Below are 25,129 nucleotides of genomic sequence, written 5' to 3'. Positions count from 1 at the left end.
ATGGCCCCATGAACGAGCCAGCTTCCAGCCCTTCCGAAACCAGCGAAACCGTCTCCTTCGGCTACGAGGACGTGACCCCCGAGGAAAAGACCCGCCGCGTGGGCGCGGTCTTCACCAGCGTGGCCGGGAAATACGACATCATGAACGATGCGATGTCGGCAGGGATGCATCGCCTGTGGAAGGACCGCTTCGTCAAACGGGTGAAGCCGCAGCGCGGCGAACAGGTGCTCGACATGGCCGGCGGCACGGGCGACATCGCCTTCCGCATGGTCGCGCGCGGGGCCCACGTGACGGTCGCCGACATCAACCAGGACATGCTCGACGTCGGGGCCGAGCGCGCGGTCGAACGCGGCGGGAGCGAGGACGAAGGCAGCCTCGTCTTCACCCGCCAGAACGCGGAAGCGACCGATTTCGCCGGCTCCAGCTTCGACGCCTACACCATCGCCTTCGGCATCAGGAACGTGACCCGCATCGACCGCGCGCTGGCCGAAGCCCATCGCGTGCTGAGGCCGGGGGGGCGGTTCTTCTGCCTCGAATTCTCCACCGTCGAATGGTCGGGGCTGAAGGAGGCCTACGACCTCTATTCCGAACAGCTCCTGCCGCGCATGGGCCAGGTGATCGCGGGCGATGCGGATTCCTATCGCTATCTCGTCGAATCGATCCGCAAGTTTCCGCGCATGGCCGAATTCGAGGCGATGATCGCGCGCGCCGGCTTCGTGAACACCAGGGTCGAGCCGATCCTGGGCGGGCTCGTCGCGATCCATTCGGGCTGGAAGGTCTGACCCGCGCGAGCCCGAGGGAACCCTTTGCCGCTTCGAGCGCACTGACCTGACATGACCGCTCCTGCCATCCACCTTCTGCGCCTCGCCAATTGGGGAACGACGCTCGCCCGCCGCCGCGCGCTGGTCGGGATCGAGGAGGATCCCAACGCGCCTTCCGCCCTGCGCCGGCTGGTCAGGCTCGCCCGGCTCGCGACCTTCACCAGCGCGAAAGGCCCGCGCGACTACGCCGGTGCCTTCCGTGCGATCGGTCCGGCGGCGATCAAGCTCGGCCAGAGCCTCGCGACGCGGCCCGACCTCGTCGGCGAGGAAGCGGCGCACAATCTCCTCAGCCTGCAGGACAACCTCCCGCCCGTCCCCTTCGATAAGATCCGCGAGCAGATCGAGGCGAGCTTCGAACAGCCGCTCGAGGCGCTGTTCGCCGAAGTCGATCCCGTGCCGGTTGGGGCCGCTTCGATCGCGCAGGTCCACAAGGGCGTGACGAACGACGGGCGCAAGGTCGCGATCAAGGTCCTGCGTCCGGGCATCCGCCAGAAATTCGCGCGCGACATCCAGACCTACGAATGGGCCGCCGCCCATGTCGAGGCGATGGGCGGCGAGGCCTCGCGCCTGCGCCCGCGCCTGACCATCGCCAATTTCAAGCGCTGGTCGAATTCGGAACTCGACCTCAGGCGCGAGGCGGCCTCGGCGAGCGAGCTTGCCGAGCAGATGAAGGGCGTTCCGGGCTACCGCATCCCCGCGATCGACTGGGACCGCACCAATGGCCGCGTGCTCACGATCGAGTGGATCGACGGGGTCAAGATCTCGAACACCGAGGCCCTGATCGAGCGGGGCCACGATCTCCCCGCGATCGCCGAAAAGCTCGTCATCAGCTTTCTCACCCAGGCGATCAGCGCGGGTTTCTTCCACGCCGACATGCACCAGGGCAATTTGTTCGTGGAGGATGACGGGACGATCGTTGCGATCGATTTCGGGATCATGGGCCGGATCGACCGGCGCGCGCGGCAATGGCTGGCGGAAATCCTCTATGGCCTGACGACCGGCAATTACCAGCGCGTCGCCGAGATCCATTTCGAGGCGCAATATGTGCCCTCCTACCATTCGGTCGGCGAATTCGCCACCGCGCTGCGCGCCGTGGGCGAGCCGATGCGCGGCAAGCCGGTCAAGGAATTGTCGGTCGGCCAGATGCTCGACGGGCTGTTCGCGATCACCCGCGATTTCGACATGCAGACCCAGCCGCACCTTCTGCTGCTGCAGAAGACCATGGTGATGGTCGAGGGCATCGCCACCCAGCTCAATCCCGACATCAACATGTGGGACACCGCCGCGCCCTATGTCCGCTCGTGGATCCGCGACGAGCTCGGCCCCGAATCCGCGCTCGCCGACCGGCTCAAGGAGGATACCGAGACGCTGCTGCGCCTGCCCGGCCTGATCCGCCGTCTGGAAGAGAAGTTCCCGCCCAAGGGCGGCGCGCCCGAAGCGCCGCCCCTGCCCGAGATCCGGCTCCTCACCGAACGGCGCGCGCGGGAACGGCAGGGCGGCTCGCTGCCGGGCTATCTCCTCGCCGGCGCGGTCGGCGCGGGCGCGATGTTGGCGCTGGTCGCCGCCGGGGTCATCGGCTGAGCCGTCACTGCGCCCGCTCGACCAGCGCGCCGCTCGGCAGGATGCGGCTTGCGACAAGGACGAGGATCACCGTCACCGCCTCGATCCCCATCGGTGTCACCCAGCCGAGGTAGAATCCGTCGACCACCAGGCTGTAGGCGCGCGCGAGGAAGGTGAGGCCGAAAATCGCGCCCGCGACCAGCAGGAATTCGCCGCGCCGCTTCCACGCGCCGAACATGAGACACCCGCCCGCGACCACGAAATAGGCGAAGAAATCGCCGCGCAGGCTCGACAGGCCCTGCGCGCCGCGCGGCACCAGGCCGAAGCCGCCGCCCATCGCCGCCGGATCGACGAGGAAGGACCCGCCGATGATGATGAAGGTCAGCCCGGCAAGGAACAGGGCGGCGCGCAGCAGGGTGACGGTCATCGACGGAATCCTCTTCGTTATGGCGTTGCCCTTATGCCGTTGTCGCGGCCTTCGTCTCAAGGCGTTTGGCGCCGGGGCTTCGAGCCTCTATAAGGGAAACCTTAACCATGGCGGGCGCAAGGCACCCGCTGGCCCTTGGCGGCGAGGGCTTGACGGTTAGGGGACTCGCCGGCCGAACGGGCGCCTGCCGGCCCGGCCCGGCCCTGCGCCTGGCGGCGATGAGGAGATGCGTGACGCGATGAGCGGCTCTGGGCCGAAAATCCTGCTGGTCGTGGGCGGCGGTATCGCGGCCTACAAGTCGCTGGAACTCGTCCGCCTGATCCGCAAGGGCGGGGGCGAGGTCACCTGCGTCGTGACCAAGGGCGGGCAGCAGTTCGTGACGCCCATGTCGCTTGCCGCGCTGTCGGAAAATCAAGTCTACACCAGCCTGTTCGATCTCAAGAACGAGGTCGAGATGGGCCATATCCAGCTCTCGCGCCAAGCCGACCTCGTCGTCGTCTGCCCCGCCACCGCCGATCTCGTCGCCAAGATGGCGAGCGGGATCGCCGACGATCTCGCCACCACTCTGATCCTCGCCACCGACAAGCCGGTGATGGCGGTCCCGGCGATGAACGTGAAGATGTGGGAGCACGAGACGACGCAGCGCAACATCGAATGGCTGCGGCAGGCGGGCGTCACCGTCCTGCACCCGGACGAAGGCGCGATGGCCTGCGGCGAATTCGGCTATGGCCGCCTGCCCGAACCGCAGGCGATCTGGCGCGAGATCGCGGCCCATTTCGGGATCGAGGTCGGGGAACCGGCCCCCGCGGCGCGCCCCGCGAAAGAGTTCGAGACCGGAGCGGAGGACGACGGCCCGGATGACGGTGACGTCGGGCGCGGGCTCGGCGGGCTGTTGTCGCGGATCATCCCGCGCTCCACCGCCAAGCGCACGCACGAGGAGATCGAGGCCGAATACGAGGATTTCGGACAGGACCCGGATTCGGTCGACCTGCCGGAGGGCGAAGACCTTCCCCCCGAAGAGGAAGCGCCCGAGTTCAAGCCCGATTTCGGCGGCCCCCTGCTCGCGAAGAAGGGCGGCGCGTCTTCCGCGCCGCCGATCGATCCCGATGCGCTCAACCACGAATTCGACCCGCGCCGCGCCCGGCCCGAACCGATCGAGCCCGCGCCAATCGAATCGGCCGAAGGCGATGCGCCGCGTTTCGAGGGCGATGCCGCCTACCTCCCGCTCCAGGGTCGCCACGTCCTCGTCACCGCCGGGCCGACCTGGGAAGCGATCGATCCGGTGCGCTACATCGCCAATCGTTCGAGCGGGAAGCAGGGCTTTGCCATCGCCGCCGCCGCCGCCGCGCTTGGCGCGAAGGTCACGCTGGTCGCGGGGCCGGTGGCGCTGAAGACGCCCGCCGGGGTTAAGCGCATCGACGTCGAATCCGCCGGGGAAATGGCCGAAGCGGTCAGGAAGGCATTGCCCGCCGATGCCGCGGTGATGGTCGCCGCGGTGGCCGACTGGCGGCCCAAGGAATACCGCCCGGAAAAGCTGAAGAAGCGCGGCTCCGCCCCGCCGGCGCTGATGCTGACCGAAAACCCCGACATCCTCACCAATCTCGCCGCGGGCAAGGACCGGCCCGAACTCGTCATCGGCTTCGCGGCCGAAACCAGCGACGTGATCGGCAATGCCCGCCAGAAGCGCAAGCGCAAGGCGGCCGACTGGATCGTCGCGAATGACGTTTCGGGGGACGTGATGGGCGGAGACGAGAACCTCGTCCACATCGTCAGCGAAAGCGGGGTCGAGACGCTCGAGCGGATGCCCAAGCTCGAGGTCGCGATGGCGCTCGCCCAGCGGATCGCCGCGAGCCTCAAGGCCGAAGCCGCGGAATGACCGCCATCCCCGTCGCGGTGAAGCGCCTGCCGCATGGCGAAGGGCTGGACCTGCCGGCCTATGCGACCGATGGCGCGGCGGGCATGGACGTGGTCTCGGCCGAAGACGTGACGATTGCGCCGGGCGCGCGGCACCCGGTCGCGACCGGCCTCGCGCTCGCCATCCCGCCGGGATACGAGATCCAGGTCCGTCCGCGCTCGGGCCTGGCCTTCAGGCACGGCATCACCGTGCCCAACACGCCCGGCACGATCGATTCGGACTATCGCGGGGAATTGAAGGTGCTGCTGATCAACCACGGCAGCGAACCCTTCGCCATCGCCCGCGGCGACAGGGTGGCGCAGCTCGTGCTAGCGCCGGTCGTGCAGGCGGCTTGGCGCGAGGTCGCCGAGCTCGACGAGACCGCGCGCGGCGAGGGCGGTTTCGGCTCGACCGGGGGCCACGCCGGGCTGTAGGCGCCGGGCGCATGAAAAAAGGCGGCGCCGATCCCCTGGCGCCGCCTCCCTCCCATCCGGAAATGGCCGGTGCGTGCCCGGCTCAGTCGATTTCCTTGACCTTCTTGGTGTCGTCGTCGCGGATCGTGATCCGCAGCGTCTCGCCCGAATTGCCGGGGAAATCGGTGAAGATCGCATCGACCAGGTTGGGCACGAGCTGCTGCAGCCGGTTCGAGCGGGAAACGGCCTGCGCCTGCCCTTCGAAAAGGCGTTCGCCGGTCGAGGTCTGGTCGATCTTGATCGCGATCCCGCTGGTGTAGACGGTGTAGCTTCGCACGTCCGGTCCGGCGAGCCACGGGTCGTAGAAGCCGAAACCCCAGCCGCGGTTGAAGCCGAAGCCGCCGAAGCCGCCCCAGCCGCCCCACGGGCCGAAGAAGGGACCGCCGGCGCCCACGTTATTGGTGCGGATGCGTTCGCGCCCGTTGTCGACGCCATAGTCGAAGCGGACCAGCAGGTTCGCCTCGGCCGGCGACGCGGCGGGGGCGTAACCGAGTTCGGTCAGCTCTTCCGCGACGAGGTCGGCGTACATCGAGAATTCGAGCCCGCCGGCAAGCTTGGGATCCTCGGCCACCACGGCGAAGGTTTCGCCCTGCGGGGCGGGAAGCTGCGCGGCGAAGCGCGACACGTCCGCCTTGAACGGGGTCGCGCAGGCGGCGAGACTGCCTGCGAGGGCAAGCGCGAGGCCGATTCGGACCGTGGCGGTGTAGGAACGGCGGGTCGGGTTCATGTCAGAATATTCCATGGCATACCTTTGACAAGTTCACCAGCGCCTTGTGCCTCGTCCGGCCGGCCGCCATGCCCTCTCGTTCCCCGGCTGCGAGAGCCCTTTCGTCGGGATGGCATGGCGGCCCGCCCTTTGCTGGCGGCTTGTCCGTTGGCCTCGACAAATCGTGCGACCTGACCGGCGCGCGGATGCAGCACCGTCATGCGGCCTTCTAACTCCGGGGGCATGAACCTTCATTGAACGCGCAACCGGCTCGCTTCGCCGGAAAAAGGCGCGCGATCAAGGGTTTCCGGGATGCCCGGGCGCCGTCAGCCACGCACTAGGCCGAGCGCGCGATAGGCTGCCTCGAGCGTCGGCACCCCGCGTTCGCGCGCCTGCGCCGCACCGCGCGCGAGAATCGCGTCCAGCGCCTCGCGGTCGGCCTTGAGCTCGCGGAAGCGCGCGTTGATCGGGGCGAGCGTTTCGACCAGCAGCTCGCCGAGCTTCGGCTTGAACGCGCCGAAGCCTTCGCCGCCATGCTCGGCCAGCACCTCGGCGGTGCTCTGCCCGGTCAGCGCGCCGTAGATCCCGACGAGGTTCTTCGCCTCGGCCCGCCCTTCGAGCCCGGCTTCCTCGGAGGGCAGGGGCTCGGGGTCGGTCTTGGCCTTCTTGATCTTCCTCATGATCGTGTCGGCGTCGTCGACGAGGTTGATCCGGCTCATGTCGCTGGGGTCGGACTTCGACATCTTCGCGGTCCCGTCGCGCAGCGACATGATGCGCGCGGCGGTCGGCGGGATGAAGGGTTCGGGCAGGATGAAGAGCGGCGCGTCCGGCTCGCAGAAATCATTGTTGAACTTCTGCGCGATGTCGCGGGCAAGCTCGAGATGCTGCTTCTGGTCCTCTCCCACCGGCACGTGGGTCGCCTTGTAGAGCAGCACGTCGGCCGCCTGCAGCACCGGGTAGGTGAACAGCGCAACCGCCGCGCCTTCGCGGTTCTTCCCGCTCTTGTCCTTGAACTGGGTCATCCGGTTGAGCCAGCCCATCCGCGCCGTGCCGTTGAGAAGCCATTGCAGCTCGGCATGGGCAGGGACCTGGGCCTGGTTGAACAGCACGGTCTTTGCCGGATCGACACCGCAGGAGACGAGCGTCGCGACCATTTCGCGGGTCGCCGCGCTCAGCTCTGCGGGGACGTGCGGCATCGACAGCGCGTGGAGGTCGGCGAGGAAGATGAAGCATTCCCCGCCGCTCGCCACCGCCTCGTCCTGCAGCTTCACGTAATTGACGATCGCGCCGAGGTAATTGCCGAGATGCGGCTTGCCGGTCGGCTGGATGCCGGAGACGACGGTCATCGGGGCGCTGTCATGCGAAGTCATTCAAGGGGCTCTCTTCCTGGTGAGGGTGGCGATGCGGGCGCGGTCGATCGCGCCGGTGGCGAAGGCGATGCCGAAATAGACCAGCGCTGCCGCCGCGACCAGAGCACCGACCGCGAGAAAGCCGACGAGCAGCCCGTCGTCGAACACCCCGGCGAGCGCATCGCGCGCTAACCACAGCGCCGCGCCCATCACCGCCGCTGCGAAGACCTGCCGCGCGATTCGGGCGATCAGCGACGGCGGCACGGTGTAATGCCCGCGCCTTGCCAGCACTGCGAGCAGGAAGGCGACATTGATCCAGGCTCCGATCACGCTGGCGAAAGCGATGCCGGCAACGCCGTAGCCGAGCCCCTCGAAACCGGCCCCGCCCACCGACAGCCCGACATTGGCGATGCAGGCGCTGACGAACACGGCGAGCGAGATGAAGGCAGCGACCACCGGCGTTTTCGTGTCGGCGCGGGCGTAGAAATTGGGCACCAGCACCTTGACCAGCACATAGGCCGGAAGGCCGAGGACGAGCGCGGCGAGCACGTCGCCCGTCGCCGCCGCATCGGCCAGGGTGAACTCGCCCCCGCCGAAGATGACCATGACGAAAGGCGTCGCGCACACGGCGAGAGCGACCGCGGCGGGGATGGTGAGCAGCATGGCCAGCTCGATCGCGTCCGACTGGATCCGGTCGGCGCCGTCGCGATTGGCGCTGCCGACAAATTTCGACAGCGTCGGGAGGATCGCGGTCGACAGGGCGATGCCGATGATCCCGAGCGGCAGCTGGTTCAGCCGGTCGGCGTAGTTCATGTAGCTCACCGATCCGTCGTCGAGCTGGTTCAGGAAGTAGAGCTGGACCAGCGTGTTGATCTGGTAGGCCCCTCCCCCGATCGCCGCGGGCAGGGCGATGATCGCGAGCCGTTTCACCTCGGGCGTGATGCGCGGCCACGTGAGGCGCGGGCGGAATCCCTCGACCCGGACCCAGTAATACAGCCAGGCAAGCTGCATCACGCCCGCCCCGACCACCGCCCAGGCGATGCCATAGGCGATTTCCGCGATGCTCGCGCCGGTCGCTTCGGCGAACCATTCCCCGGCGAGCAGCGCGGCGATCAGGACGAGGTTGAGGATGATCGGGAAGCTCGCCCCGGGCGCGAATCGCGAGACCGAGTTGAGCATCCCGGTGAACAGCGTCACCAGGCTGACCAGGATGATGTAGGGGAACATGATCCGCGCGAAATCGACCGCGAGCGGATAGGTCGCGGGATCGACCGGCTTTTCCGACAGGAGCCAGATCACCCCCGGCATGGCGAGCTCGAACAGGGCGACGAGCGCGATCAGCACCGGCAGGAAGACGCTCAGCACCTCGGCGGCGAAGCCGCGCGCCTCCTCCAGCCCCGTTTCCCGGTCGTCGCTGCCGTTGTCGCTGCCGTTGAGGCGCTTCGAGAACATCGGCACGAAGGCGGCCGAGAACGCGCCTTCCGCGAACAGGCGGCGAAAGACGTTGGGGATTATGAAGGCCTGGAACCAGGCGTCGGTCACCCCGTTGGCGCCGAGCACGCGCGAGAAGATCATCTCGCGCGCCATCCCGGCGACACGGCTCAACAGGGTCAGCGACCCGATCGTGCCGACATTCCTGAGCAGGCTCACGGCTGAACGGCCCGCCTGGGGGCGCGCGTCAGGCGTCGCCGCCGGGGGTGGGTGTCGCGGCGCCCTGCTTGCCCTGCTCTGCCTGCTGGCGGCGCGCGTTCAGCTGCTGCACGTAGAGCCCGCCGAAATCGATCGGATCGACCACCAGCGGCGGGAAGCCGGCATCCCGCACCGCATCGGCAACCACCCGGCGGGCGAAGGGGAACAGCAGGCGCGGCGCCTCGGCATAGAGGAAGGCGTGAGCCTGGTCCTCCGGGATGTTGCGCAGGCCGACGAGGCCGCAATAGGCCAGCTCGACGAGGTAGAAGTGCCCCTTCTCGCCCGAGGCGGTGATGTTGATCTTGAGCGTGACCTCGTGGACTTCCTGTCCGGCCGGCTGCGCGCCGATGTTGAACTGCACGTCGATCCGGGGCTGGCCTTGCCACTGGTAGACGTCGGGCGCGTTCGGGTTCTCGACCGACAGGTCCTTGACATACTGGGTGATGATCGCGGCGGCGGGCTGGTTGTCCGTGCCGTTCGCGCCGGGCTGGTTGTCGAGATTGGTGAGAACGTCGCCTTCTTCGGCCATGGGAAAAGTCTTTCGAAAAGGAATGTGGTCGGTTCCATCCGCCCGGCCCGGCCGCATGGCGCGGGAAAAACGGCTTCCGGCGCGCGCGTAGCACCGGTGCCGCGAGCCCGCAACCTGACCGGCCCGTGCCGGATCGGCGAGGTGGGCTATCCACAAGCCTCTGCGAATGTGCGACTATCGCTCGTCACGCAGGGAAAATGCGGCAATTTGCAACCGATTCGGCGTTGGCAATTTGTAATTGATGCCTATTTCGGGCACGACAGGGGTTCTTGCGTCGCACCGCGGGAGGAGCGGGGCGACCACCAATTGAGATCGGGTATCCATTGTGATCGTAGAAATCGTCATCCTCGCCATGATCGCCGCTTTCCTGGGACTGCGGCTGTATTCCGTGCTCGGCCGCCGGGCCGAACACGAAGAGGAATCGATCCCGCAGCGCTTCGATTCGGGCAGTGACGACGAACCGCGCGCGCCCCAGGCGCCGCAATACGCCGCGCCCCCGAAACAGCGCGTGATCGAAATGGAAGGCGTCATGCCCGCGGTCGAACGCGGCATCCGCGAAATCGCGCAGGCCGACAGCCGCTTCGACCTCGCCCAGTTCCTCGAAGGGGCGAAGGGCGCCTATCGAATGGTGCTCGAGGCGTTCTGGTCCGGGGACCGCGAAACGCTCCGCGAATTGTGCGATGACGATGTCTACGAAGGCTTCGTCGCCGCGATCGACGCGCGCGAGGCAGCGGGCGAGAGGCTCGACAACAAGCTCATCCGGATCGAGGAAACCCGCATTCACTCGGCCTCGCTCGACGGCGGTCGCGGCGGCCGCACGGCGCGCATCGCGGTGCTCTTCGTCGCCGACATCGCGGCGGTCACCTATGACCGCGACGGCAACGTGATCGCCGGTTCGCTCGACGACGCGATCGAAAGCCGCGACGTGTGGACCTTCACGCGGAACACCGCGTCGAAGGATCCCAACTGGCTGCTCGACGAAACCGACGAGGGCTGAGGCGCTTTCGCCCCCTAACGGTGGCCGATGCGCGGACGGGGCCAGGGGAAGGCGGGGACGATAAACAGGGGCAGGATCATGCGTGTGCCGGTCGCAATCGGGGCCGCTTGCGGATTGTCGCTGGTCCTCGCGGCCTGCGCGGCGATCCCGCCCTCCGCGCCCCCGCCTGCGGTTTCTGGCCCTCCGCCCGCCCCAACCCCCGCGAGCGCCTTCCTCGCCGGCGTTGAGCCCGGTCCGCCGGTCGGCGCGCTCGGCCTTTCGCCCCCGAACGCCCGGGCCGCGCTTGCGTCCTTCCGCGAATCATGCCCGCGCCTGCTCGGCCGCGAGGATGCGAGCGGCCTCGCTCAGGGGGCCGACTGGCGTGCCGCCTGCTCCGCCGCCGCCACTTGGCCGGGAACCCGCGCGAGCGATTTCTTCGCCGCCCATTTCGAAACCGCCCGCATCGGCGCGGGCGAGGCCTTCGCCACCGGCTATTACGAGCCGGAAATACTCGGCAGCCGTACCCGCCGCCCCGGCTTCGAAGTGCCGGTCTATGCCATGCCGGGCGATCTCGTGCGCGAATGGCCCGCCGACCTGCCCCCGTCCGAGCGCGAAGGGCCGCCGCCGCTTGGCCGGCGCGATGCGAGCGGCGCCTTCGTGCCCTATTACAGCCGCGCCGAGATCGAGGACGGTGCGCTCGAAGGGCGCGCTCCCGTCATCGCCTGGGCCGCCGACCCCGTCGAATTCTTCTTCCTCCAGATCCAGGGTTCGGGCCGCCTCGTCACGCCCGAGGGCGAGGTGATCCGCATCGGCTATGCCGGGCAGAACGGGCGCGGATACACCAGCATCGGTGCGGTGATGCGCGAGCGCGGGCTGCTGGGCGAGGGTCCGGGACAATATCCCGGCTCGATGCAGGGCATCATGGCCTACCTGCGCGAGAACCCGGACGAGGGGCGCGCGCTCATGCGCCTGAACGAAAGCTGGATCTTCTTCCGCGAACTGAATGGCGACGGGCCGCTCGGCGCGCTCGGCGTGCCGGTGCGCCCGCGCGCGTCGGTCGCGGCCGATCCGCGCTTCGTGCCGCTGGGCGCGCCCGTCTGGCTCGACCTCGACCGCGACGAGGCGGACGGATTGTGGATCGCGCAGGACTCCGGCGGTGCGATCAAGGGCGCGAACCGCTTCGACACCTTCTGGGGTGCAGGCGAGGAGGCGCGCGCCATCGCCGGCACCATGAGCGGGCGGGGCGAAGCCTTCGTCCTGCTGCCCGCCGGCACGCTCGACCGGCTGGCGCAGCGCCGGTGAGCGCGCCGCGCGGCCTCTCGCCCGAAGAGCGCGCCGCCTGGGCGCGGCTGGCCGAAAGCGTGACGCCGCTCGCCGGGCGCAAGGTGCCGGGCGCGGATGAGGGCGAGCGAGAGGGCGGGGGCACCGGTCCCCCACTCCCCGCCCCGAGCCCGAAGCCCGCCCCGCCGCCCGCCCGCACCCGGCGCCGCGCCGCCGTCTCCCAGTCCCCACGCCCGGTCCCTGCATCGCCTGCGCCGCGCCCGCGCTTTTCCTCCGAGCTCGCTTCGCACTGGAACCGCCGCATCAAGACCGGCCGCGTGACCCCCGATCTGACGCTCGACCTCCATGGCCACACGCTCGATGCCGCCCATGCGCGGATCATGGGCGGGCTCGATCAGGCGCGGGCGATGGGGGCGCGGGTGGTGCTGGTGGTGGCGGGCCGGGAACGGCCGGTCGATCCCGCCGACCGGATGGAGCGGCGCGGCGCGATCCGGGCGAAGCTGCTCGACTGGCTCGCCGCGAGCCGCCACGCCGACGCGATCGCGGCGGTGCGCCGCGCCCATGTCCGCCACGGGGGCGAGGGCGCGCTCTACCTCGTGCTCAAGCGGCCAGCAGGCTGAGCGGCCGGCCCGCAAGCCTCACCCCAACGCGCTTCACCCCCACAACCACGTCGCCATCATCCGGCCCGGCATGAGGAAGGCGACGAGACCGGGGATGGTCAGCGCGCCCAGGAACAGCACCAGCACTTCCTTCCGGTGCGTCTTCATGTCCCCCCGACGCGCGGCGGCGACGAGCTTCCACGAAGCCAGCAGGGTCAGCGGAACGAAGAGCTGGAGCGGGCTTAGGTGAAGCTCCCCGTGCCTTTGGCCGATGAACATCGCCGACAGGGCGGTCACGACCATCAGGCCTGCCCACACGCTCCCCAGGGCCCTGTGCCGCGCGGTGCCTTTGCGCGCGAGCAGCAGGTACCCGCCGAGCGGGATGGCGGGCAGCACGGCGACGACATGGACGAGGGTGGCGACCTCGCGGATATTGGGATGATGGGGCGCGGCACCGGCAAGGGCGCGGAGCACGGCAGCCAGCGCGAGCGCGCTCATGCCCAGTGCGATCAGCGCGACGAGCGCGCGCAGGCGCCGCGAAAGGTCGAAGCCGCCCGGGCGGGGCCGGACGCCCCCGCCGGAGAGAGGCGGGCAAAGGGCAGGATCGGTCATCGCAAACGCTCCCGTCAGGTGTGCAGGTTCGATTGCCCCCCAGCATGACGGCACGCCCTTCGCGGGCAATCGCGCCTGCGTGAAATGGGCCGGCCCTGCGCGAGCTGCGCGCCGTGCCACTTTACGAAGCGCGAAAGGGCAGGGTAATTTGCCGGCCATGGCCGAGTTTTCCGTCTCCCCCGGCGACGACCTCCGCATTGTTCGCGCGCCCGCCCTGCGCGGCGTGCTGATCGACCTTGCGATCATGGGCGCGGTCGGCGTCTTCCTCGCCATCATCGGGCCGTTCGGCAGCATCGAACTGCCGCTCGCCTGGCGGCTGGTGAGCTGGCTCGCCTTCGCCTATCTCGGCTATGCGATCTATCGCCCGATGGGCTTCCTCGTGAACCGGGCCGAGGCTGCGCTCGACCTGCCGCGCGCGGCGCTGTGGTTCGCGGCGACGCTGCTGGCGACCGTACCGATGGCGGCGATCGTCTGGATCGCGACCCACCTGCCCCCGCCGATCCCCCTGCCGGGGCTGGAACTGGCGCTGGTGCACTATCTCTACGTCTTCGTCGTGGGCGGGGCGGTGGTGCTGCTGTTCCAGCTGATCCGCTCGCGCGGCGCGCGGGCGGAGGATCCCGGCACGGCGCCCGGCCGGCGGCTCGACGGCACGGTGGCGGACCGGGACCCGCGCCGTGCCCTGCTCGCACCGGACCTTGGCGGCAACCCCCTGCTCGCCCGGCTGGCGCCCGAACTCGGCAGCGAGGTGATCGCGCTCGAGATGGAGGATCATTACGTGCGGGTCCACACCGCGCTCGGGTCCGATCTGGTGCTGATGCGGATGCGCGACGCGGTCGCGCATCTGGCGGCGCTCGACGGGCGGCAGGTCCATCGCAGCTGGTGGGTGGCACGCGGCGCGGTCGAGGACGTGAAGCGCGAAGGGCGCAACGTCCGACTTATACTGCCGCGCGGGATCGAGGCGCCGGTCGCCCGCGCGCAGGTCGCCGAACTGCGCGAGGCGGGCTGGTTCTAGCGGGCACGAAAAAGGCCCCCGGGATCCCTCCCGGAGGCCCTTGTCGCCGAACACTGCCGGATCAGGCGTGATACCGGGCGAAGGTCACGTCGAAGCGGTCGGCGTTCATCACCTTGGTCCAGGCCGAGACGAAGTCGGACACGAAGGCTACCTCGTTGCCCATTTCGGCATAATATTCGGCCTGTGCGCGCAGCTGCGAGTTCGAGCCGAACACGAGGTCCGCCCGCGTCGCGCGCCAGCGTTCCTCGCCGGTCTTGCGGTCGGTGCCGACATATTCCTCGTCGCCGCTGTCCTCGACCGGGCCCCACTTGGTCCCCATGTCGAGCAGGTTGACGAAGAAATCGGGCGTCAGCGCGCCGGGCCGGTCGGTCAGGACCCCGTGCCTGCGATTGCCGCTGACCGCGCCCAGCGCCCGCATCCCGCCGACCAGCACGGTCATTTCCGGGATCGAGAGGCCGAGCAGGTGCGCCCGGTCGATCAGCATGTCCTCGGTCTTCACGTCGGCCTTGGTCTTGAGGTAGTTGCGGAAACCGTCGGCGAAGGGCTCCATCGGCTCGAAGCTCGCCGCGTCGGTGTGCTCCTCGTCCGCATCGCCGCGCCCGCCGAGGAAGGGGACGGTAATCTCGACCCCCGCATCCTTGGCCGCCTTCTCGACCGCCGTGGAACCGGCAAGCACGATCGCATCGGCCATGCTCATGTCGCCGCGCAGTTCGTCGAGCGTGGCGAGGACCTTGGCGAGTTCATCGGGATCGTTCGCCGCCCAGTCCTTCTGCGGGGCGAGCCGCACGCGCGCCCCGTTCGCGCCGCCGCGGTGGTCGGACGAGCGATAGGTCGAGGCCGAGGCCCACGCCGCCTTGACGAGTTCGCTCACCGAAAGGCCGCTTTCGAGCACCTTGGCCTTGAACGCCGCGATCTCGCCGTCGGAGGGGGCCTTGCCGGCGGGAACGGGGTCCTGCCAGATCAGCTCCTCTTCCGGCACTTCCGGGCCGAGATAGCGGATCTTGGGGCCCATGTCGCGGTGGCACAGCTTGAACCAGGCGCGGGCGAAGGCGTCGTCGAGCGCGGCCTGGTCGTTCAGGAACCGCTCGGAAATCCTGCGATAGTCCGGGTCCCACTTCAGCGCCATATCGGCGGTGGTCATGATCGTCGGCACCTTCTTCGAAGGATCGCGCGCGTCGGGGGCCATGTCTTCGGGATCGGGGTCGATCGGCGTCCACTGCCACGCCCCCGCGGGCGACTTCACCAGCTCGTATTCGTATTTGAACAGCAGGCGGAAATAGTCGCCTCCCCACTCGGTCGGGTTCGGGGTCCATGCGCCCTCGATGCCCGAAGTGGTGATGTTGCCGGCGGCGATTTCCGCCTCGTCGTTGAGCCAGCCGAAGCCCATCAGGTGCAGGTCCTCGCTCTCCGGCGCGCGGCCGAAGGTGTCGGAGGGTTCCGCCCCGTGGCACTTGCCGAAGGCGTGGCCCCCGGCGGTGAGCGCGACGGTTTCCTCGTCGTTCATCGCCATGCGCGCGAAGGTCTCGCGCATGTCGCGCGCCATGCCCTCGGGATCGTGCGGATCGCCGCCGGGTCCTTCGGGATTGACGTAGATGAGGCCCATCTGGATCGCGGCGAGCGGGTTTTCGAGCGCCTTGCCTTCCTTGGGCTGGATGCGCGTGGCGACGCCTTCGTTGACCCATTGCTCTTCCGTGCCCCAATAGGTGCTTTCGGGCTCGAACACGTCCTTGCGCCCGCCGCCGAAACCGAACACGGGGCCACCCATGCTCTCGATCGCGACATTGCCGGCAAGGATCATAAGGTCGGCCCAGCTGATGTTCTTGCCGTACTTGCGCTTCACCGGCCAGAGCAGGCGCCGCGCCTTGTCGAGATTGCCGTTGTCGGGCCAGGAATTGAGCGGGGCGAAGCGTTGCTGGCCGGAACCCGCGCCGCCGCGTCCGTCGCCGGTGCGATAGGTCCCCGCCGAGTGCCACGCCATGCGGATGAAAAACGGCCCGTAATGCCCGTAATCGGCCGGCCACCAGTCCTGGCTGTCGGTCATCAGCGCATGGAGGTCTTGCTTCAGCGCCTCGTAATCGAGCGCATTGAAAGCTTCCGCGTAGTCGAAATCCTCGCCCGCCGGGTTCGCGCTGCGTCCGCCCTCGGTCAGGATATCGAGCTGCAATGCTTCCGGCCACCAGTCGCGGTTGGTCCGGCCGAGCAGCGAACGCATCGCATTGCCGTGGACCGGGCAGCCGCCCATTTCACCTGTCTTCGCGTCCATGATGTCCTCCTCTCTCTTGCTTGTGCCGCCCGCCCCCGGGACTCGGGGATAGCCGGTCTTGATGGCGAGAGGATGATGGAGTCGCTGTGATCTGTCCAATCGATTAATTCGGCCGGATTGATCGATTTTGTGAGCGGAAAGGCCTGCCCCGGCCCCGGGTGATTCCGGGTCCCCCGTTCGCGGGGATGGCCACTGGGGGAAACACCCGAACGCAAACGGGCTCCCGCATGGGAGCCCGCAAGGTCGACCGGCTGCCCGCAGGCGCCCGGAGCGAATCTGAGGAACAGCGCCGGGGAAGCTCGCCCGGACGGGCGAGCCCCGACCGTTACGCCGCCTGCGCGATCTCTTCCACCGGCTCGTTGCGGATGAGGTAATCGAATGCGCCCAGCGCGGCGGTCGCTCCGGTGCCCATCGCGACGACGATCTGCTTGTCCTTGACCACCGTCGCATCGCCCGCGGCATAGATGCCGGGCAGGTTCGTCGCGCCGTGTTCATCGACCACGATCTCGCCGTATTTCGAAAGTTCGATGCCGCAGTCCTTCAGCCATTCGGTGTTGGGCACGAGGCCGATCTGGACGAACACGCCTTCAAGTTCGATCCGGCGCTCCTCGCCGCTTTCGCGGTCCTTCACCACGAGGCCGTTTACGCGCTTGCCGTCGCCGGTGATCTCGGTCGTCTGGCCGTTCGTGATGATCTCGACATTGGACATCGAGCGCAGCTTGGCCTGCAGCACCTCGTCGGCGCGCAGCTTGGTGTCGAATTCGATCAGGGTGACATGGCCGACGATGTTGGCAAGGTCGATCGCCGCTTCGACGCCGGAATTGCCGCCGCCGATCACCGCGATCCGCTTGCCCTTGAACAGCGGGCCGTCGCAGTGCGGGCAATAGGCAACGCCCTTGTTGCGGTATTCCGCCTCGCCCGGCACGCCGAGGTTGCGCCAGCGCGCGCCCGTGGCGAGGATCAGCGCGCGGCCTTTCAGCACCGCGCCGTTCGACAGTTCGAGCTCGTGCATCCCGCCCTTTTCGGATGCGGGGCGCAGGGCCGTCGCATTGGCGAGGTCCATCACGTCGATGGCGTATTCACCGACCTGCGCGCGCAGGTTGTCGGTCAGTTTCGGCCCTTCGGTATAGGTCGTGCCCGGCAGGTTCTCGATCCCGAGCGTGTCCATCAGCTGCCCGCCGAAGCGTTCGGCCGCGATGCCCGTGCGAAAGCCCTTGCGCGCGGTGTAGACCGCGGCCGCCGCGCCGGCCGGCCCGCCGCCGACGATCAGAACCTCGAACGGGTCCTTCGCCGCAAGCTTGGCCGCCGCCTTGGCATCGGCCCCGGTGTCGAGGCGCGAGAGTATTTCGGCCAGTTCCATCTTGCCGTTGTAGAACAGCTCGCCATTCAGGAAGGTCGCGGGCACCGCGAGGATGTCGCGCGCCTCGACCTCGTCCTTGAAGGTGCCGCCTTCGATCAGGGTCGCGGTGACATTGGGATTCTCGAGCGCCATAAGGGTCAGCGCCTGCACCACGTCGGGGCAGTTGTGGCAGGTGAGCGAGAAGAACATCTCGAACTCGAACTCGCCCTCCAGCGCGCGGACCTGTTCGACCAGGTCGGCATCGACCTTGGGCGGATGGCCGCCCGCCCACAGCAGGGCGAGCACGAGGCTGGTGAATTCGTGGCCCATCGGCAGGCCGGCGAAGCGCACGGCGGAAGCATGATCGTCGGCGCGGCGGATGAGGAAGCTCGGCACGCGGCCCTCGGTCCCGTCGAACCGCGCGGTGACGAGGTCGTGCAGCGCGGCGATTTCCTCGATCAGTTCGCGGGTCTGCGCGCTCTTCGCGTCGTCACCCAGCGTCGCGACCAGCTCGATCGGCTGGCGCAGGTTCTGGAGATACTGCCCGAGCTGGGCCTTCATGGTCTGGTCGAGCATGGCTTAAACCTCTTGCTGCCTTTCTTTCGCGGTTCCTTCGACGCGGAGCCTTGATGGATCCTCGGTCGGGGCGCGGGTGCCGGATCGATGTCCGGGAATTCGGTGATGGTACGTGCCCCCTCGCGCCTCGCCTTGACCCGCATCAAGCGGCGGGCGCGGCAGGCGTGGGACCGGAAAACCGTCCGCCTCCGTGGGGGAGGGGGGAGGGGAGGCGAAAAGCCTTCCGGCCCCTTTGCGACCCGAGGGCCCTCCGTTTTTTTCGAAGGCTTCTCGGGTTTCCGGACGCGGCGCCCCCGCCGGAGGGGGAGGGGCAGGAACGCCGCGTCCTGGTTCTGCCGGGCGGAACGGGCCGCCGCGGCGTGAGAGCTGGATCGCGCCCTTAGATCTTGCCGACGAGGTCGAGCGAGGGGGCCAGCGTCTCGCTGCCTTCTTCCCACGCCGCCGGGCAGACCTGGCCCGGGTTCTCGCGGACATACTGCGCGGCCTTGATCTTGCGGACCAGTTCGTTGGCGTTGCGGCCGACGCCCTCGCAGGTGATTTCCATGATCTGGATCACGCCATCGGGATCGACCACGAAGGTCGCGCGGTCGGCAAGGCCCATTTCCTCACGCAGCACGCCGAACTGCTTCGACAGGGTGTGGAGCTGGTCGCCGAGGAAGGCGAACTGGAGCTTGCCGATCTTTTCCGAATTGTCGTGCCAGGCCTTGTGGCTGAAATGCGTGTCGGTCGACACGGCGAAGACCTCGACGCCCATCTTCTGGAGCATTTCGTACTTCTCGCCCAGGTCCTCGAGCTCGGTCGGGCAGACGAAGGTCCAGTCGGCCGGATAGAAGAAGAATACCGCCCACTTGCCGGCGATGTCGTCGTTCGTGACGTCGAAGAAGTCCTTGCCGGCCTGGAAGGCGGTCGCCTTGAACGGCTGGATGGTCGAACCGATGATGCCCATTGATGTTCTCCTCGTACTTGAAGGGTTGCAGGTGAAAAAAGTCGTTCTGAAACTTGCCTGCCCCACATAAGGCGTGCTGCGTTGCAAAAAAGCGGGAATGTGCGATTGCAACAATCGATTTTTTCAATCGTCACAACGGGAACCGGTCGCAGGCGTTCTGGGGTGGCGATGGCCGGGCCGCGGTTTCTCGCACCTGCGGTAGAGCGGGCGCGCAAGGATCGATGAACAGGCCGGGGGCGGCGACGGCGACCGCTTCGCCGCCTTGGGCGCAGGGCTGAAGCGAGGCGTCCCGCGGCGGCGTTCCGGGCGGTTTTCGGCCACGCGCATCCTCTCGTTCGCGGGGCGGAGGGCTCAGTTGCCGGTCGCTTCGGGGTCAGAGGGATCGCGCGGCGCCCACCATGGGCGGCGGTATTTCTGTTCCATGTCGGCCGGCAGCACCCCGTCGAGCAGCATGTTCGCGATCACCGGCCCGTCATCGGTCATGGTGATCCACAGGAAGTGGTCGAATTCCCCGTATTCGACGCCGCGATTGGACGACACGCCCCCGGTCGAGGCGAGGGTGATCCGGTGCTGGTGCGGAACGCCCGGCGTTTCCTCGTAATTGTAGACGTGTTCGTGGCCCGACAGGAAGGTGTAGGGTCGCCGACCGAGCATCTTCTCGACCTTGCTCCACTCGCTGGGGCTGCGGGTATGCTTCGGCCACGGCCCGGTCGCGGGGACCTCCTCGCCTTCTTCGGGCCGGACCCAGGTTTCGAGCCAGAACGGGCGATGCATGAACAGGAAGGTCCAGCGCGCGTCCCCGTTCGCTTCCAGCGTCTTTTCCAGCCAGGCAAGCTGTTTCGCCTGTTCCTCGGCCCAGTCGCCGCCGCGTTCGCCGTAGCCTTCGAGGCCCTCGCGGTCGAACAGGGCGGAGTTGAGCACGATGAACAGCGCGCCCTTGTAGGTGAACGAATACCAGGACGCACCCAGCCGTTCGGCCCAGACCTCGGCCATCACCTCGTTCGAATAGTCGTGGTTGCCCGGCACGTAGAAGAACGGCGAATCGAGCGTGCCGATCATCCGGTCGATCTCGTCCCATTCGCGTTTCAGCTGGCGGCGATCCTCGGTGTAGCCTTCGACGAGATCGCCCACCGAAACGACGAAGGCGGGCTGGACGAGGTCGATCTTGTCCATTGCATCCTGCCACACGCCCGGGCGGTGGCCGCCGGTGCGGTCCGAGACCACGACGAAATGGAAGCGCGCCTCGGCATCGAGTGCCTCCAGGCTGGTCCAGGGCAGCGCCTCGCTCTCGCTCCCGCGCGCCTCGGGCGGGATCTCGGCTTCTATCCGGGGGTTCTCGTGCGACAATTCCGCGTGCGACGCATGGTCCGGATGGGCGGCGAGCGGGGCGAAGGCAAGGGCGAGGGTGGCGGCGAAAGGTGCGACGCGGATCATGGGCAACCTCCTGTTCGGCCACAGCGATGCGCGGGTAATGTTACCGCTGCGCTACCGCCTGCCCCCTTGCGGGCGCATCTTTTCAAGGCGCTGACCGGACTGTGCGGAAGAGCCCTGTCCGCGCTGCCGCTTGCGCTACCGCTACGCTACCTGAGCGCGTCCTTTTCTGCGCTACCGCTACGCTACCTGAGCGCGTCCTTTTCTGCGCTACCGCTACGCTACTTGAGCGCGGTGGAGCATCTTGTGGTCCGCAAGGACCAGCGCCATCATCGCCGCGGCCACGGGCGCGCCGCGGATGCCGACGCAGGGATCGTGGCGGCCCTTGGTCACGACCTCGACCGGCTCGCCGTCGGAGGTGATCGAGGAAACGGGCGTCAGGATCGAGGAGGTCGGCTTGAACGCGACGCGGCACACCACCGGCTGCCCGGTCGAGATGCCGCCCGCCGTGCCGCCCGCGTGGTTGCTTGCAAAGACGGGCCTGCCGTCCGGGCTCCCCGGTTCCGGGGGGCTCATCGCATCGGCGTTCTCGACCCCCGTCAGCCGCGCCGCCTCGAAACCGTCGCCGATCTCGACGCCCTTGACCGCGTTGATGCTCATCATCGCGCTGGCAAGGTCGGCGTCGAGCTTGGCATAGACCGGCGCGCCCCAGCCTGCGGGAACTCCGGTCGCGACGCATTCGACCACCGCGCCGAGCGAGGAGCCGTCCTTGCGCGCCTTCTCGATCTTCTCCTCCCAGCGCACCGCGGCCCAGCTGTCGGGGCAGAAGAAGGGGTTCTTCGTGATCTGGTCGTAATCGATCGCCTCGCGCTCGATCGGGTCGCCGCCCAGTTCGCAGACATAGGCGTGGATCGTGACCTCGGGGATGATCGCCCGGGCAACCGCCCCGGCCGCGACCCGCGCCGCCGTCTCGCGCGCGCTGGAACGCCCGCCGCCGCGATAGTCCCGGTGGCCGTATTTCGCGTCATAGGCGTAATCGGCGTGGCCCGGGCGATAGCTGCGCGCGATCTCGGTATAGTCCTTGGACCGCTGGTCGGTGTTCTCGATCATCAGGTGGATCGGCGTGCCGGTGGTCCTGTCCTCGAACACGCCCGAAAGGATACGGACCTGGTCCGCCTCGCGCCGCTGCGTCGTGTAGCGGCTCTGCCCCGGCCGGCGCGCGTCGAGGAAGGGCTGGATGTCCTTTTCGCGCAGGGTCAGGCCCGGCGGGCAGCCGTCCACCACTGCGCCCAGCGCCGGCCCGTGGCTTTCCCCCCATGTCGAAAAGCGCAGCACGCGCCCGAAAGTGTTGAAGCTCATGGGCAGCGAGCCTTAGCGGATTCGCGCGGTGTGTCGAGATTGTGGCGATTTTCGCCTGCCGCCCAGCGGCGACAGGTGGCGCGCCGACGATAACAAGCGGGCCGCTCTGGCAATCGGCTGCGGCTTGGTGCAGGAACATTGCGCTCAGGCAGCGAAGCGGTAGCGCGCGAAAAGACCATGATTGCAAAGCTCAAGGGCCGCCTCGACGAAATCGGAGAGGACTGGGCGATCGTCGACGTGAACGGCGTCGGCTATCTCGTCCATTGCTCGGCCCGGACCCTGTCCGCGCTGGGCGGGGTGGGCGCGGCCTGCACCATCCACACCGACCTTCAGGTGAGCGAGAACGACATGCGCCTGCTGGGCTTTGCCGAGGCATCGGAGCGCGACTGGTTCCGCCTGCTGACCGGCGTGCAGGGGGTCGGGAGCAAGGTCGCGCTCGCGATCCTCTCGGCGCTGTCGACGGGCGAATTGCGCGATGCCTGCGCGGGCGGCGATGCGGCAAGCGTGGCGCGCGCGAACGGGGTGGGGCCGAAGCTTGCCGGACGGATCGTCAACGAATTGAAGGACAAGGCCGGCGCGCTGCCCGGCGGGACGGGCGCGCCCGCCGGCGCGGCGAGCATCGCCCCGGCAGGCTCGGCCAGCGCCGACGCGGTGAGCGCATTGGAGAACCTCGGCTTCAAGCCCGCGATCGCCGCCCAGGCCGTCGCCCGCGCGCAGGCCGAACTGGGCGAGGATGCTGCGACGAGCGAGCTGATCCGCGTCGCGCTGAAAAAAGCTGCGGGATAAGAGGAGGAAGCAGGATGAGGACGAGAGCGGGAATCGCGGCGCTGGCGATCTGCATGGCGGTCCCCGTCGCCGCGCAGGACATGAGCGCGTTCAAGACCGGCCCGGTGATCGAGGACTTCGGCCCGCACGCGCCGGTGCCCGGCGTCGAGCGGCTGCCCGCGGACGCCGAATTCGCGGTGGCATTCGACGTGAACGAACCGGCGGGAGAAGGCGGCGCCAATCGCGGCTTCATGGCGGCGGCGCGCTTCCTCAACATGCACGTCGCGAATGGCGTGCCGGAGGAAAACATCCGCCTCGTCGTGGTGGTCCACGGCAAGGCTTCCGAGGAACTGTTGAACGCCGAAGCCAACCCTTCGCGCGCGCTGGTCGAGGCGCTGCTGGAGAAGGACGTGCGCTTCGTCCTGTGCGGCCAGAGCGCGGTCGCCTACGGCATCGCGCCGGAGGACCTCATCACCGGCGTCGAGATGTCGCTCTCTGCGATGACGGCTCACGCGGTGCTGCAACAGCGCGGCTATACGGTGAACCCGTTTTGAGGATGCGGATCCCGAACGTATCGTAAAGAGAGGATGACAATCTAAGAATGAGTTGAAGCAGAAGAAGCGATTTCAGGGAGGCGAATTATGTGGCCGTTCAAATCGAAGAAAAACAAAGCGGATGCTGCTCTCGCTGAGATGCCGCGAGCAATTGAGATTGCTTCTGAAAAATGGACTGAATTTGAAGCTCAGCCATTCGCTCAGTCCATGTCTCTTGAGGAAAAAATCTACCTCTTTGTCGAAGCTTTGAAGAACGGATTTGGCGAATGGAAAGCATTTCGCGATGCGCCAGATGGGTTTTTTCTGCTTATCACTGTCAAAGGGATAGAGCGATCGAAGTCATATCTTAGACTGGAGCTCGAGAAAATTCTCGGCTGTCCTGTCCCAGAGCCGCACGTCCGGTCCGACCAGGAAGAACTCGCAATCTTACAATCGAAGCTGATCGAACGGTGCGCAAGAAAATGGATATTTTTCGAGGAAAATTTGTATTTCGAACCGGGAACACCTCTTTCCGAGCGTATTGAGGCCTTTCGCATCCCATTCTGTGAAGGGCTTCGGAATGATTTTCCAATGTTCAAGGACGCATCCGATCGAGAATTCGATCCGATCATTATGCTTGGGATTGACAAAACTAAACGAGAATCGATCAGCGAAATCGAAGCTGCGATGAGAAGGCGTTAGGCACTTTTTAGTTTTGACCGACCCCGCCCCCCTCCATTCCCCCGCGCCCCAGCCCGGCGACCCGGATGCGGCACTCCGCCCCAAATCGCTTGCCGAGTTCATCGGACAGGAGGCCGCGCGGGACAACCTTCGCGTCTTCATCGAGAGCGCGCGCGGGCGGGGCGAGGCGATGGATCACACGCTGTTCTTTGGCCCGCCGGGACTCGGCAAGACCACGCTGGCGCAGATCGTCGCGGCGGAACTCGGCGTCGGCTTTCGCGCCACCTCCGGCCCTGTCATTGCCAAGGCGGGCGACCTTGCCGCGCTGCTCACCAATCTCGAACCGCACGACGTGCTCTTCATCGACGAGATCCACCGGCTCAATCCGGTGGTCGAGGAAGTGCTCTACCCCGCGATGGAGGACCGCGCGCTCGACCTCATCATCGGCGAGGGGCCGTCGGCGCGCAGCGTGCGGATCGACCTGCCGCCCTTCACGCTGGTCGGCGCGACCACAAGGCAGGGCCTGCTGACGACCCCGCTGCGCGATCGTTTCGGCATTCCGGTCCGCCTCAATTTCTACACCCATGACGAACTCGACCTCGTCGTCACGCGCGGGGCGCGGCTGCTCGGCCTTGCGATCGAGGCGGAAGGCGCGCGCGAGATCGCCCGCCGCAGCCGGGGCACGCCGCGGGTCGCCGGACGGCTGCTACGGCGCGTGCGCGACTTCGCCCATGTCGCGGGGCAGGGGACGGTAACGAAGGCCATGGCCGACGATGCGCTGACCCGGCTGGAGATCGACCGGCTCGGGCTCGACGCGATGGACCGCAAGTACCTCACCATGATCGCGACCACCTACAAGGGCGGGCCGGTCGGCGTGGAAACGCTCGCAGCCGGGCTCGCCGAACCGCGCGACACGGTCGAGGAGGTGGTCGAGCCGTACCTCATCCAGCTGGGCCTGCTGGCGCGGACCGCGCGCGGGCGAGTGCTCAACGATGCGGGCTGGCAGCATCTTGGCCTTGTCCCGCCCCGGGGGCCTACCGACGGCCAGCTCGGGATGTTCGGAGACCGCGATCCGGGCGAGGCATAGGCGGACGGCTTCGTTAACCATGCGGGCGCGCGTCGGCTAAAACTTGCGGCGGCTTTGGTGCCGGAATGGGACAGGCCGGCTCAAAAGCCGTGATTTCGCCCCGTTTCCGGCCATGGTGCGCTTGCCTTGGTGGTTAACGCCGTTGCCCTCGCGGGGCGATCGCCATCACAAGGACTGTGCAATTCTCGCCGAGGCAGGCTCGCTGTCCGGGGGTCTTGTCCAAGATGCTTGTTTCTTCGAGGTGAGTCCATGTCGCTCAAATTGGCTGCCGCAAAGCTTTC

Annotated in this window: 23 protein-coding genes; 12 read left to right on the top strand and 11 right to left on the bottom strand. The window is 67.7% G+C overall.

Going from position 1 to position 25,129, the window contains the following annotated elements; all coding sequences use genetic code 11:
• Positions 1-8: 8 nt before the first annotated feature.
• On the top strand, positions 9-782 hold the full coding sequence (locus BLU08_RS08450; protein ID WP_090198158.1) for a class I SAM-dependent methyltransferase: 774 nt from the start codon (positions 9-11) through the stop codon (positions 780-782).
• 51 nt (positions 783-833) lie between these two features.
• Positions 834-2,402, top strand: a complete 1,569-nt coding sequence (gene ubiB / locus BLU08_RS08445; RefSeq protein ID WP_090198155.1) for a 2-polyprenylphenol 6-hydroxylase — start codon at positions 834-836, stop codon at positions 2,400-2,402.
• Positions 2,403-2,406: 4 nt separating this feature from the next.
• Here ubiB and BLU08_RS08440 read toward each other — a convergent pair whose 3' ends face one another.
• Positions 2,407-2,808, bottom strand: coding sequence for a DUF4345 family protein (locus BLU08_RS08440; RefSeq protein ID WP_090198152.1), 402 nt, complete (start codon positions 2,806-2,808; stop codon positions 2,407-2,409).
• Between the two features lie 238 nt (positions 2,809-3,046).
• Here BLU08_RS08440 and BLU08_RS08435 point away from each other — a divergent pair, with 238 nt between their 5' ends.
• Entirely contained in the window at positions 3,047-4,684 is a 1,638-nt protein-coding gene (locus BLU08_RS08435) for a phosphopantothenate--cysteine ligase family flavoprotein (protein WP_090198146.1), read from the top strand.
• Positions 4,681-5,136, top strand: a complete 456-nt coding sequence (gene dut / locus BLU08_RS08430) for a dUTP diphosphatase (protein ID WP_090198142.1) — start codon at positions 4,681-4,683, stop codon at positions 5,134-5,136. Before BLU08_RS08435 ends, dut begins: the two co-directional genes overlap by 4 nt.
• Positions 5,137-5,218: 82 nt before the next feature.
• Here the strand turns inward: dut and BLU08_RS08425 are convergent, their stop codons facing one another.
• The 4 genes from BLU08_RS08425 to secB form a co-directional block, all read right to left on the bottom strand.
• The gene (locus BLU08_RS08425) at positions 5,219-5,902 is read right to left on the bottom strand and encodes a DUF4136 domain-containing protein (protein ID WP_090201176.1); all 684 of its coding nucleotides are present in this window, start codon (positions 5,900-5,902) and stop codon (positions 5,219-5,221) included.
• A 305-nt stretch (positions 5,903-6,207) separates the two neighbouring features.
• Positions 6,208-7,227, bottom strand: a complete 1,020-nt coding sequence (gene trpS, locus BLU08_RS08420; RefSeq protein ID WP_090201174.1) for a tryptophan--tRNA ligase — start codon at positions 7,225-7,227, stop codon at positions 6,208-6,210.
• Between the two features lie 24 nt (positions 7,228-7,251).
• The gene (gene murJ, locus BLU08_RS08415) at positions 7,252-8,880 is read right to left on the bottom strand and encodes a murein biosynthesis integral membrane protein MurJ (RefSeq protein ID WP_090198139.1); all 1,629 of its coding nucleotides are present in this window, start codon (positions 8,878-8,880) and stop codon (positions 7,252-7,254) included.
• A 28-nt stretch (positions 8,881-8,908) separates the two neighbouring features.
• The gene (gene secB / locus BLU08_RS08410) at positions 8,909-9,448 is read right to left on the bottom strand and encodes a protein-export chaperone SecB (RefSeq protein ID WP_090198136.1); all 540 of its coding nucleotides are present in this window, start codon (positions 9,446-9,448) and stop codon (positions 8,909-8,911) included.
• Positions 9,449-9,773: 325 nt separating this feature from the next.
• On the opposite strand from secB, the gene BLU08_RS08405 reads away from it, so the two are divergent.
• The 3 genes from BLU08_RS08405 (at position 9,774) to BLU08_RS08395 (ending at position 12,325) form a co-directional block, all read left to right on the top strand.
• The gene (locus tag BLU08_RS08405) at positions 9,774-10,445 is read left to right on the top strand and encodes a Tim44/TimA family putative adaptor protein (RefSeq protein WP_090198133.1); all 672 of its coding nucleotides are present in this window, start codon (positions 9,774-9,776) and stop codon (positions 10,443-10,445) included.
• 78 nt (positions 10,446-10,523) lie between these two features.
• A complete protein-coding gene (locus BLU08_RS08400) occupies positions 10,524-11,726 on the top strand; it encodes a murein transglycosylase A (protein ID WP_090198132.1) in 1,203 nt (400 codons plus the stop codon).
• Positions 11,723-12,325: a Smr/MutS family protein gene (locus BLU08_RS08395; RefSeq protein ID WP_090198129.1), complete on the top strand. Its 603-nt coding sequence runs from the start codon at positions 11,723-11,725 to the stop codon at positions 12,323-12,325. The genes BLU08_RS08400 and BLU08_RS08395 overlap by 4 nt, the downstream gene beginning before the upstream one ends.
• A gap of 33 nt (positions 12,326-12,358) precedes the next feature.
• Here BLU08_RS08395 and BLU08_RS08390 read toward each other — a convergent pair whose 3' ends face one another.
• Positions 12,359-12,916, bottom strand: a complete 558-nt coding sequence (locus BLU08_RS08390; protein WP_090198126.1) for a DUF2306 domain-containing protein — start codon at positions 12,914-12,916, stop codon at positions 12,359-12,361.
• A gap of 157 nt (positions 12,917-13,073) precedes the next feature.
• Between BLU08_RS08390 and BLU08_RS08385 the strand changes: the two genes are divergently transcribed.
• Positions 13,074-13,928 (top strand): LytTR family DNA-binding domain-containing protein, encoded by an 855-nt coding sequence (locus BLU08_RS08385; protein ID WP_090198123.1) that lies wholly within the window; start codon positions 13,074-13,076, stop codon positions 13,926-13,928.
• Between the two features lie 61 nt (positions 13,929-13,989).
• On the opposite strand, the gene katG is transcribed toward BLU08_RS08385, so the two are convergent.
• From katG to aroC, 5 genes are all read right to left on the bottom strand, one after another.
• Positions 13,990-16,191, bottom strand: a complete 2,202-nt coding sequence (gene katG, locus BLU08_RS08380; protein WP_090198119.1) for a catalase/peroxidase HPI — start codon at positions 16,189-16,191, stop codon at positions 13,990-13,992.
• Between the two features lie 325 nt (positions 16,192-16,516).
• A complete protein-coding gene (ahpF, locus tag BLU08_RS08375; RefSeq protein ID WP_090198116.1) occupies positions 16,517-18,106 on the bottom strand; it encodes an alkyl hydroperoxide reductase subunit F in 1,590 nt (529 codons plus the stop codon).
• A gap of 379 nt (positions 18,107-18,485) precedes the next feature.
• Entirely contained in the window at positions 18,486-19,052 is a 567-nt protein-coding gene (gene ahpC, locus BLU08_RS08370) for an alkyl hydroperoxide reductase subunit C (protein ID WP_090198113.1), read from the bottom strand.
• 351 nt (positions 19,053-19,403) lie between these two features.
• Positions 19,404-20,486: a metallophosphoesterase gene (locus BLU08_RS08365; RefSeq protein WP_090198110.1), complete on the bottom strand. Its 1,083-nt coding sequence runs from the start codon at positions 20,484-20,486 to the stop codon at positions 19,404-19,406.
• 213 nt (positions 20,487-20,699) lie between these two features.
• Entirely contained in the window at positions 20,700-21,782 is a 1,083-nt protein-coding gene (aroC, locus tag BLU08_RS08360) for a chorismate synthase (RefSeq protein WP_090198107.1), read from the bottom strand.
• Positions 21,783-21,959: 177 nt separating this feature from the next.
• Here aroC and ruvA point away from each other — a divergent pair, with 177 nt between their 5' ends.
• The 4 genes from ruvA (at position 21,960) to ruvB (ending at position 24,848) form a co-directional block, all read left to right on the top strand.
• A complete protein-coding gene (ruvA, locus tag BLU08_RS08355) occupies positions 21,960-22,568 on the top strand; it encodes a Holliday junction branch migration protein RuvA (protein ID WP_090198104.1) in 609 nt (202 codons plus the stop codon).
• Positions 22,569-22,582: 14 nt separating this feature from the next.
• Positions 22,583-23,101: a DsrE family protein gene (locus BLU08_RS08350; RefSeq protein ID WP_197676853.1), complete on the top strand. Its 519-nt coding sequence runs from the start codon at positions 22,583-22,585 to the stop codon at positions 23,099-23,101.
• Positions 23,102-23,188: 87 nt separating this feature from the next.
• On the top strand, positions 23,189-23,782 hold the full coding sequence (locus BLU08_RS15165) for a hypothetical protein (protein ID WP_157674486.1): 594 nt from the start codon (positions 23,189-23,191) through the stop codon (positions 23,780-23,782).
• A 13-nt stretch (positions 23,783-23,795) separates the two neighbouring features.
• Positions 23,796-24,848 carry a Holliday junction branch migration DNA helicase RuvB gene (gene ruvB, locus BLU08_RS08345; protein WP_090198101.1) on the top strand — a complete coding sequence of 351 codons (1,053 nt, stop codon included), beginning with the start codon at positions 23,796-23,798 and terminating at the stop codon, positions 24,846-24,848.
• Positions 24,849-25,129 lie beyond the last annotated feature (281 nt).

Source organism: Erythrobacter sp. HL-111 (assembly GCF_900105095.1).
In the GTDB taxonomy this organism is placed as follows: domain Bacteria; phylum Pseudomonadota; class Alphaproteobacteria; order Sphingomonadales; family Sphingomonadaceae; genus Erythrobacter.
This window is presented reverse-complemented; position numbering and strand designations above follow the sequence as displayed.

Excerpts from the sequence above, each read along its gene's own strand:
- BLU08_RS08450 (WP_090198158.1), top strand. The coding sequence starts at position 9 with ATGAACGAGCCAGCTTCCAGCCCTTCCGAAACCAGCGAAACCGTCTCC.
- ubiB (WP_090198155.1), top strand. The coding sequence starts at position 834 with ATGACCGCTCCTGCCATCCACCTTCTGCGCCTCGCCAATTGGGGAACG.
- BLU08_RS08440 (WP_090198152.1), bottom strand. The coding sequence starts at position 2,808 with ATGACCGTCACCCTGCTGCGCGCCGCCCTGTTCCTTGCCGGGCTGACC.
- BLU08_RS08435 (WP_090198146.1), top strand. The coding sequence starts at position 3,047 with ATGAGCGGCTCTGGGCCGAAAATCCTGCTGGTCGTGGGCGGCGGTATC.
- dut (WP_090198142.1), top strand. The coding sequence starts at position 4,681 with ATGACCGCCATCCCCGTCGCGGTGAAGCGCCTGCCGCATGGCGAAGGG.
- BLU08_RS08425 (WP_090201176.1), bottom strand. The coding sequence starts at position 5,902 with ATGAACCCGACCCGCCGTTCCTACACCGCCACGGTCCGAATCGGCCTC.
- trpS (WP_090201174.1), bottom strand. The coding sequence starts at position 7,227 with ATGACCGTCGTCTCCGGCATCCAGCCGACCGGCAAGCCGCATCTCGGC.
- secB (WP_090198136.1), bottom strand. The coding sequence starts at position 9,448 with ATGGCCGAAGAAGGCGACGTTCTCACCAATCTCGACAACCAGCCCGGC.
- BLU08_RS08400 (WP_090198132.1), top strand. The coding sequence starts at position 10,524 with ATGCGTGTGCCGGTCGCAATCGGGGCCGCTTGCGGATTGTCGCTGGTC.
- BLU08_RS08390 (WP_090198126.1), bottom strand. The coding sequence starts at position 12,916 with ATGACCGATCCTGCCCTTTGCCCGCCTCTCTCCGGCGGGGGCGTCCGG.
- BLU08_RS08385 (WP_090198123.1), top strand. The coding sequence starts at position 13,074 with ATGGCCGAGTTTTCCGTCTCCCCCGGCGACGACCTCCGCATTGTTCGC.
- katG (WP_090198119.1), bottom strand. The coding sequence starts at position 16,191 with ATGGACGCGAAGACAGGTGAAATGGGCGGCTGCCCGGTCCACGGCAAT.
- ahpF (WP_090198116.1), bottom strand. The coding sequence starts at position 18,106 with ATGCTCGACCAGACCATGAAGGCCCAGCTCGGGCAGTATCTCCAGAAC.
- ahpC (WP_090198113.1), bottom strand. The coding sequence starts at position 19,052 with ATGGGCATCATCGGTTCGACCATCCAGCCGTTCAAGGCGACCGCCTTC.
- BLU08_RS08365 (WP_090198110.1), bottom strand. The coding sequence starts at position 20,486 with ATGATCCGCGTCGCACCTTTCGCCGCCACCCTCGCCCTTGCCTTCGCC.
- aroC (WP_090198107.1), bottom strand. The coding sequence starts at position 21,782 with ATGAGCTTCAACACTTTCGGGCGCGTGCTGCGCTTTTCGACATGGGGG.
- ruvA (WP_090198104.1), top strand. The coding sequence starts at position 21,960 with ATGATTGCAAAGCTCAAGGGCCGCCTCGACGAAATCGGAGAGGACTGG.
- BLU08_RS08350 (WP_197676853.1), top strand. The coding sequence starts at position 22,583 with ATGAGGACGAGAGCGGGAATCGCGGCGCTGGCGATCTGCATGGCGGTC.
- BLU08_RS15165 (WP_157674486.1), top strand. The coding sequence starts at position 23,189 with ATGTGGCCGTTCAAATCGAAGAAAAACAAAGCGGATGCTGCTCTCGCT.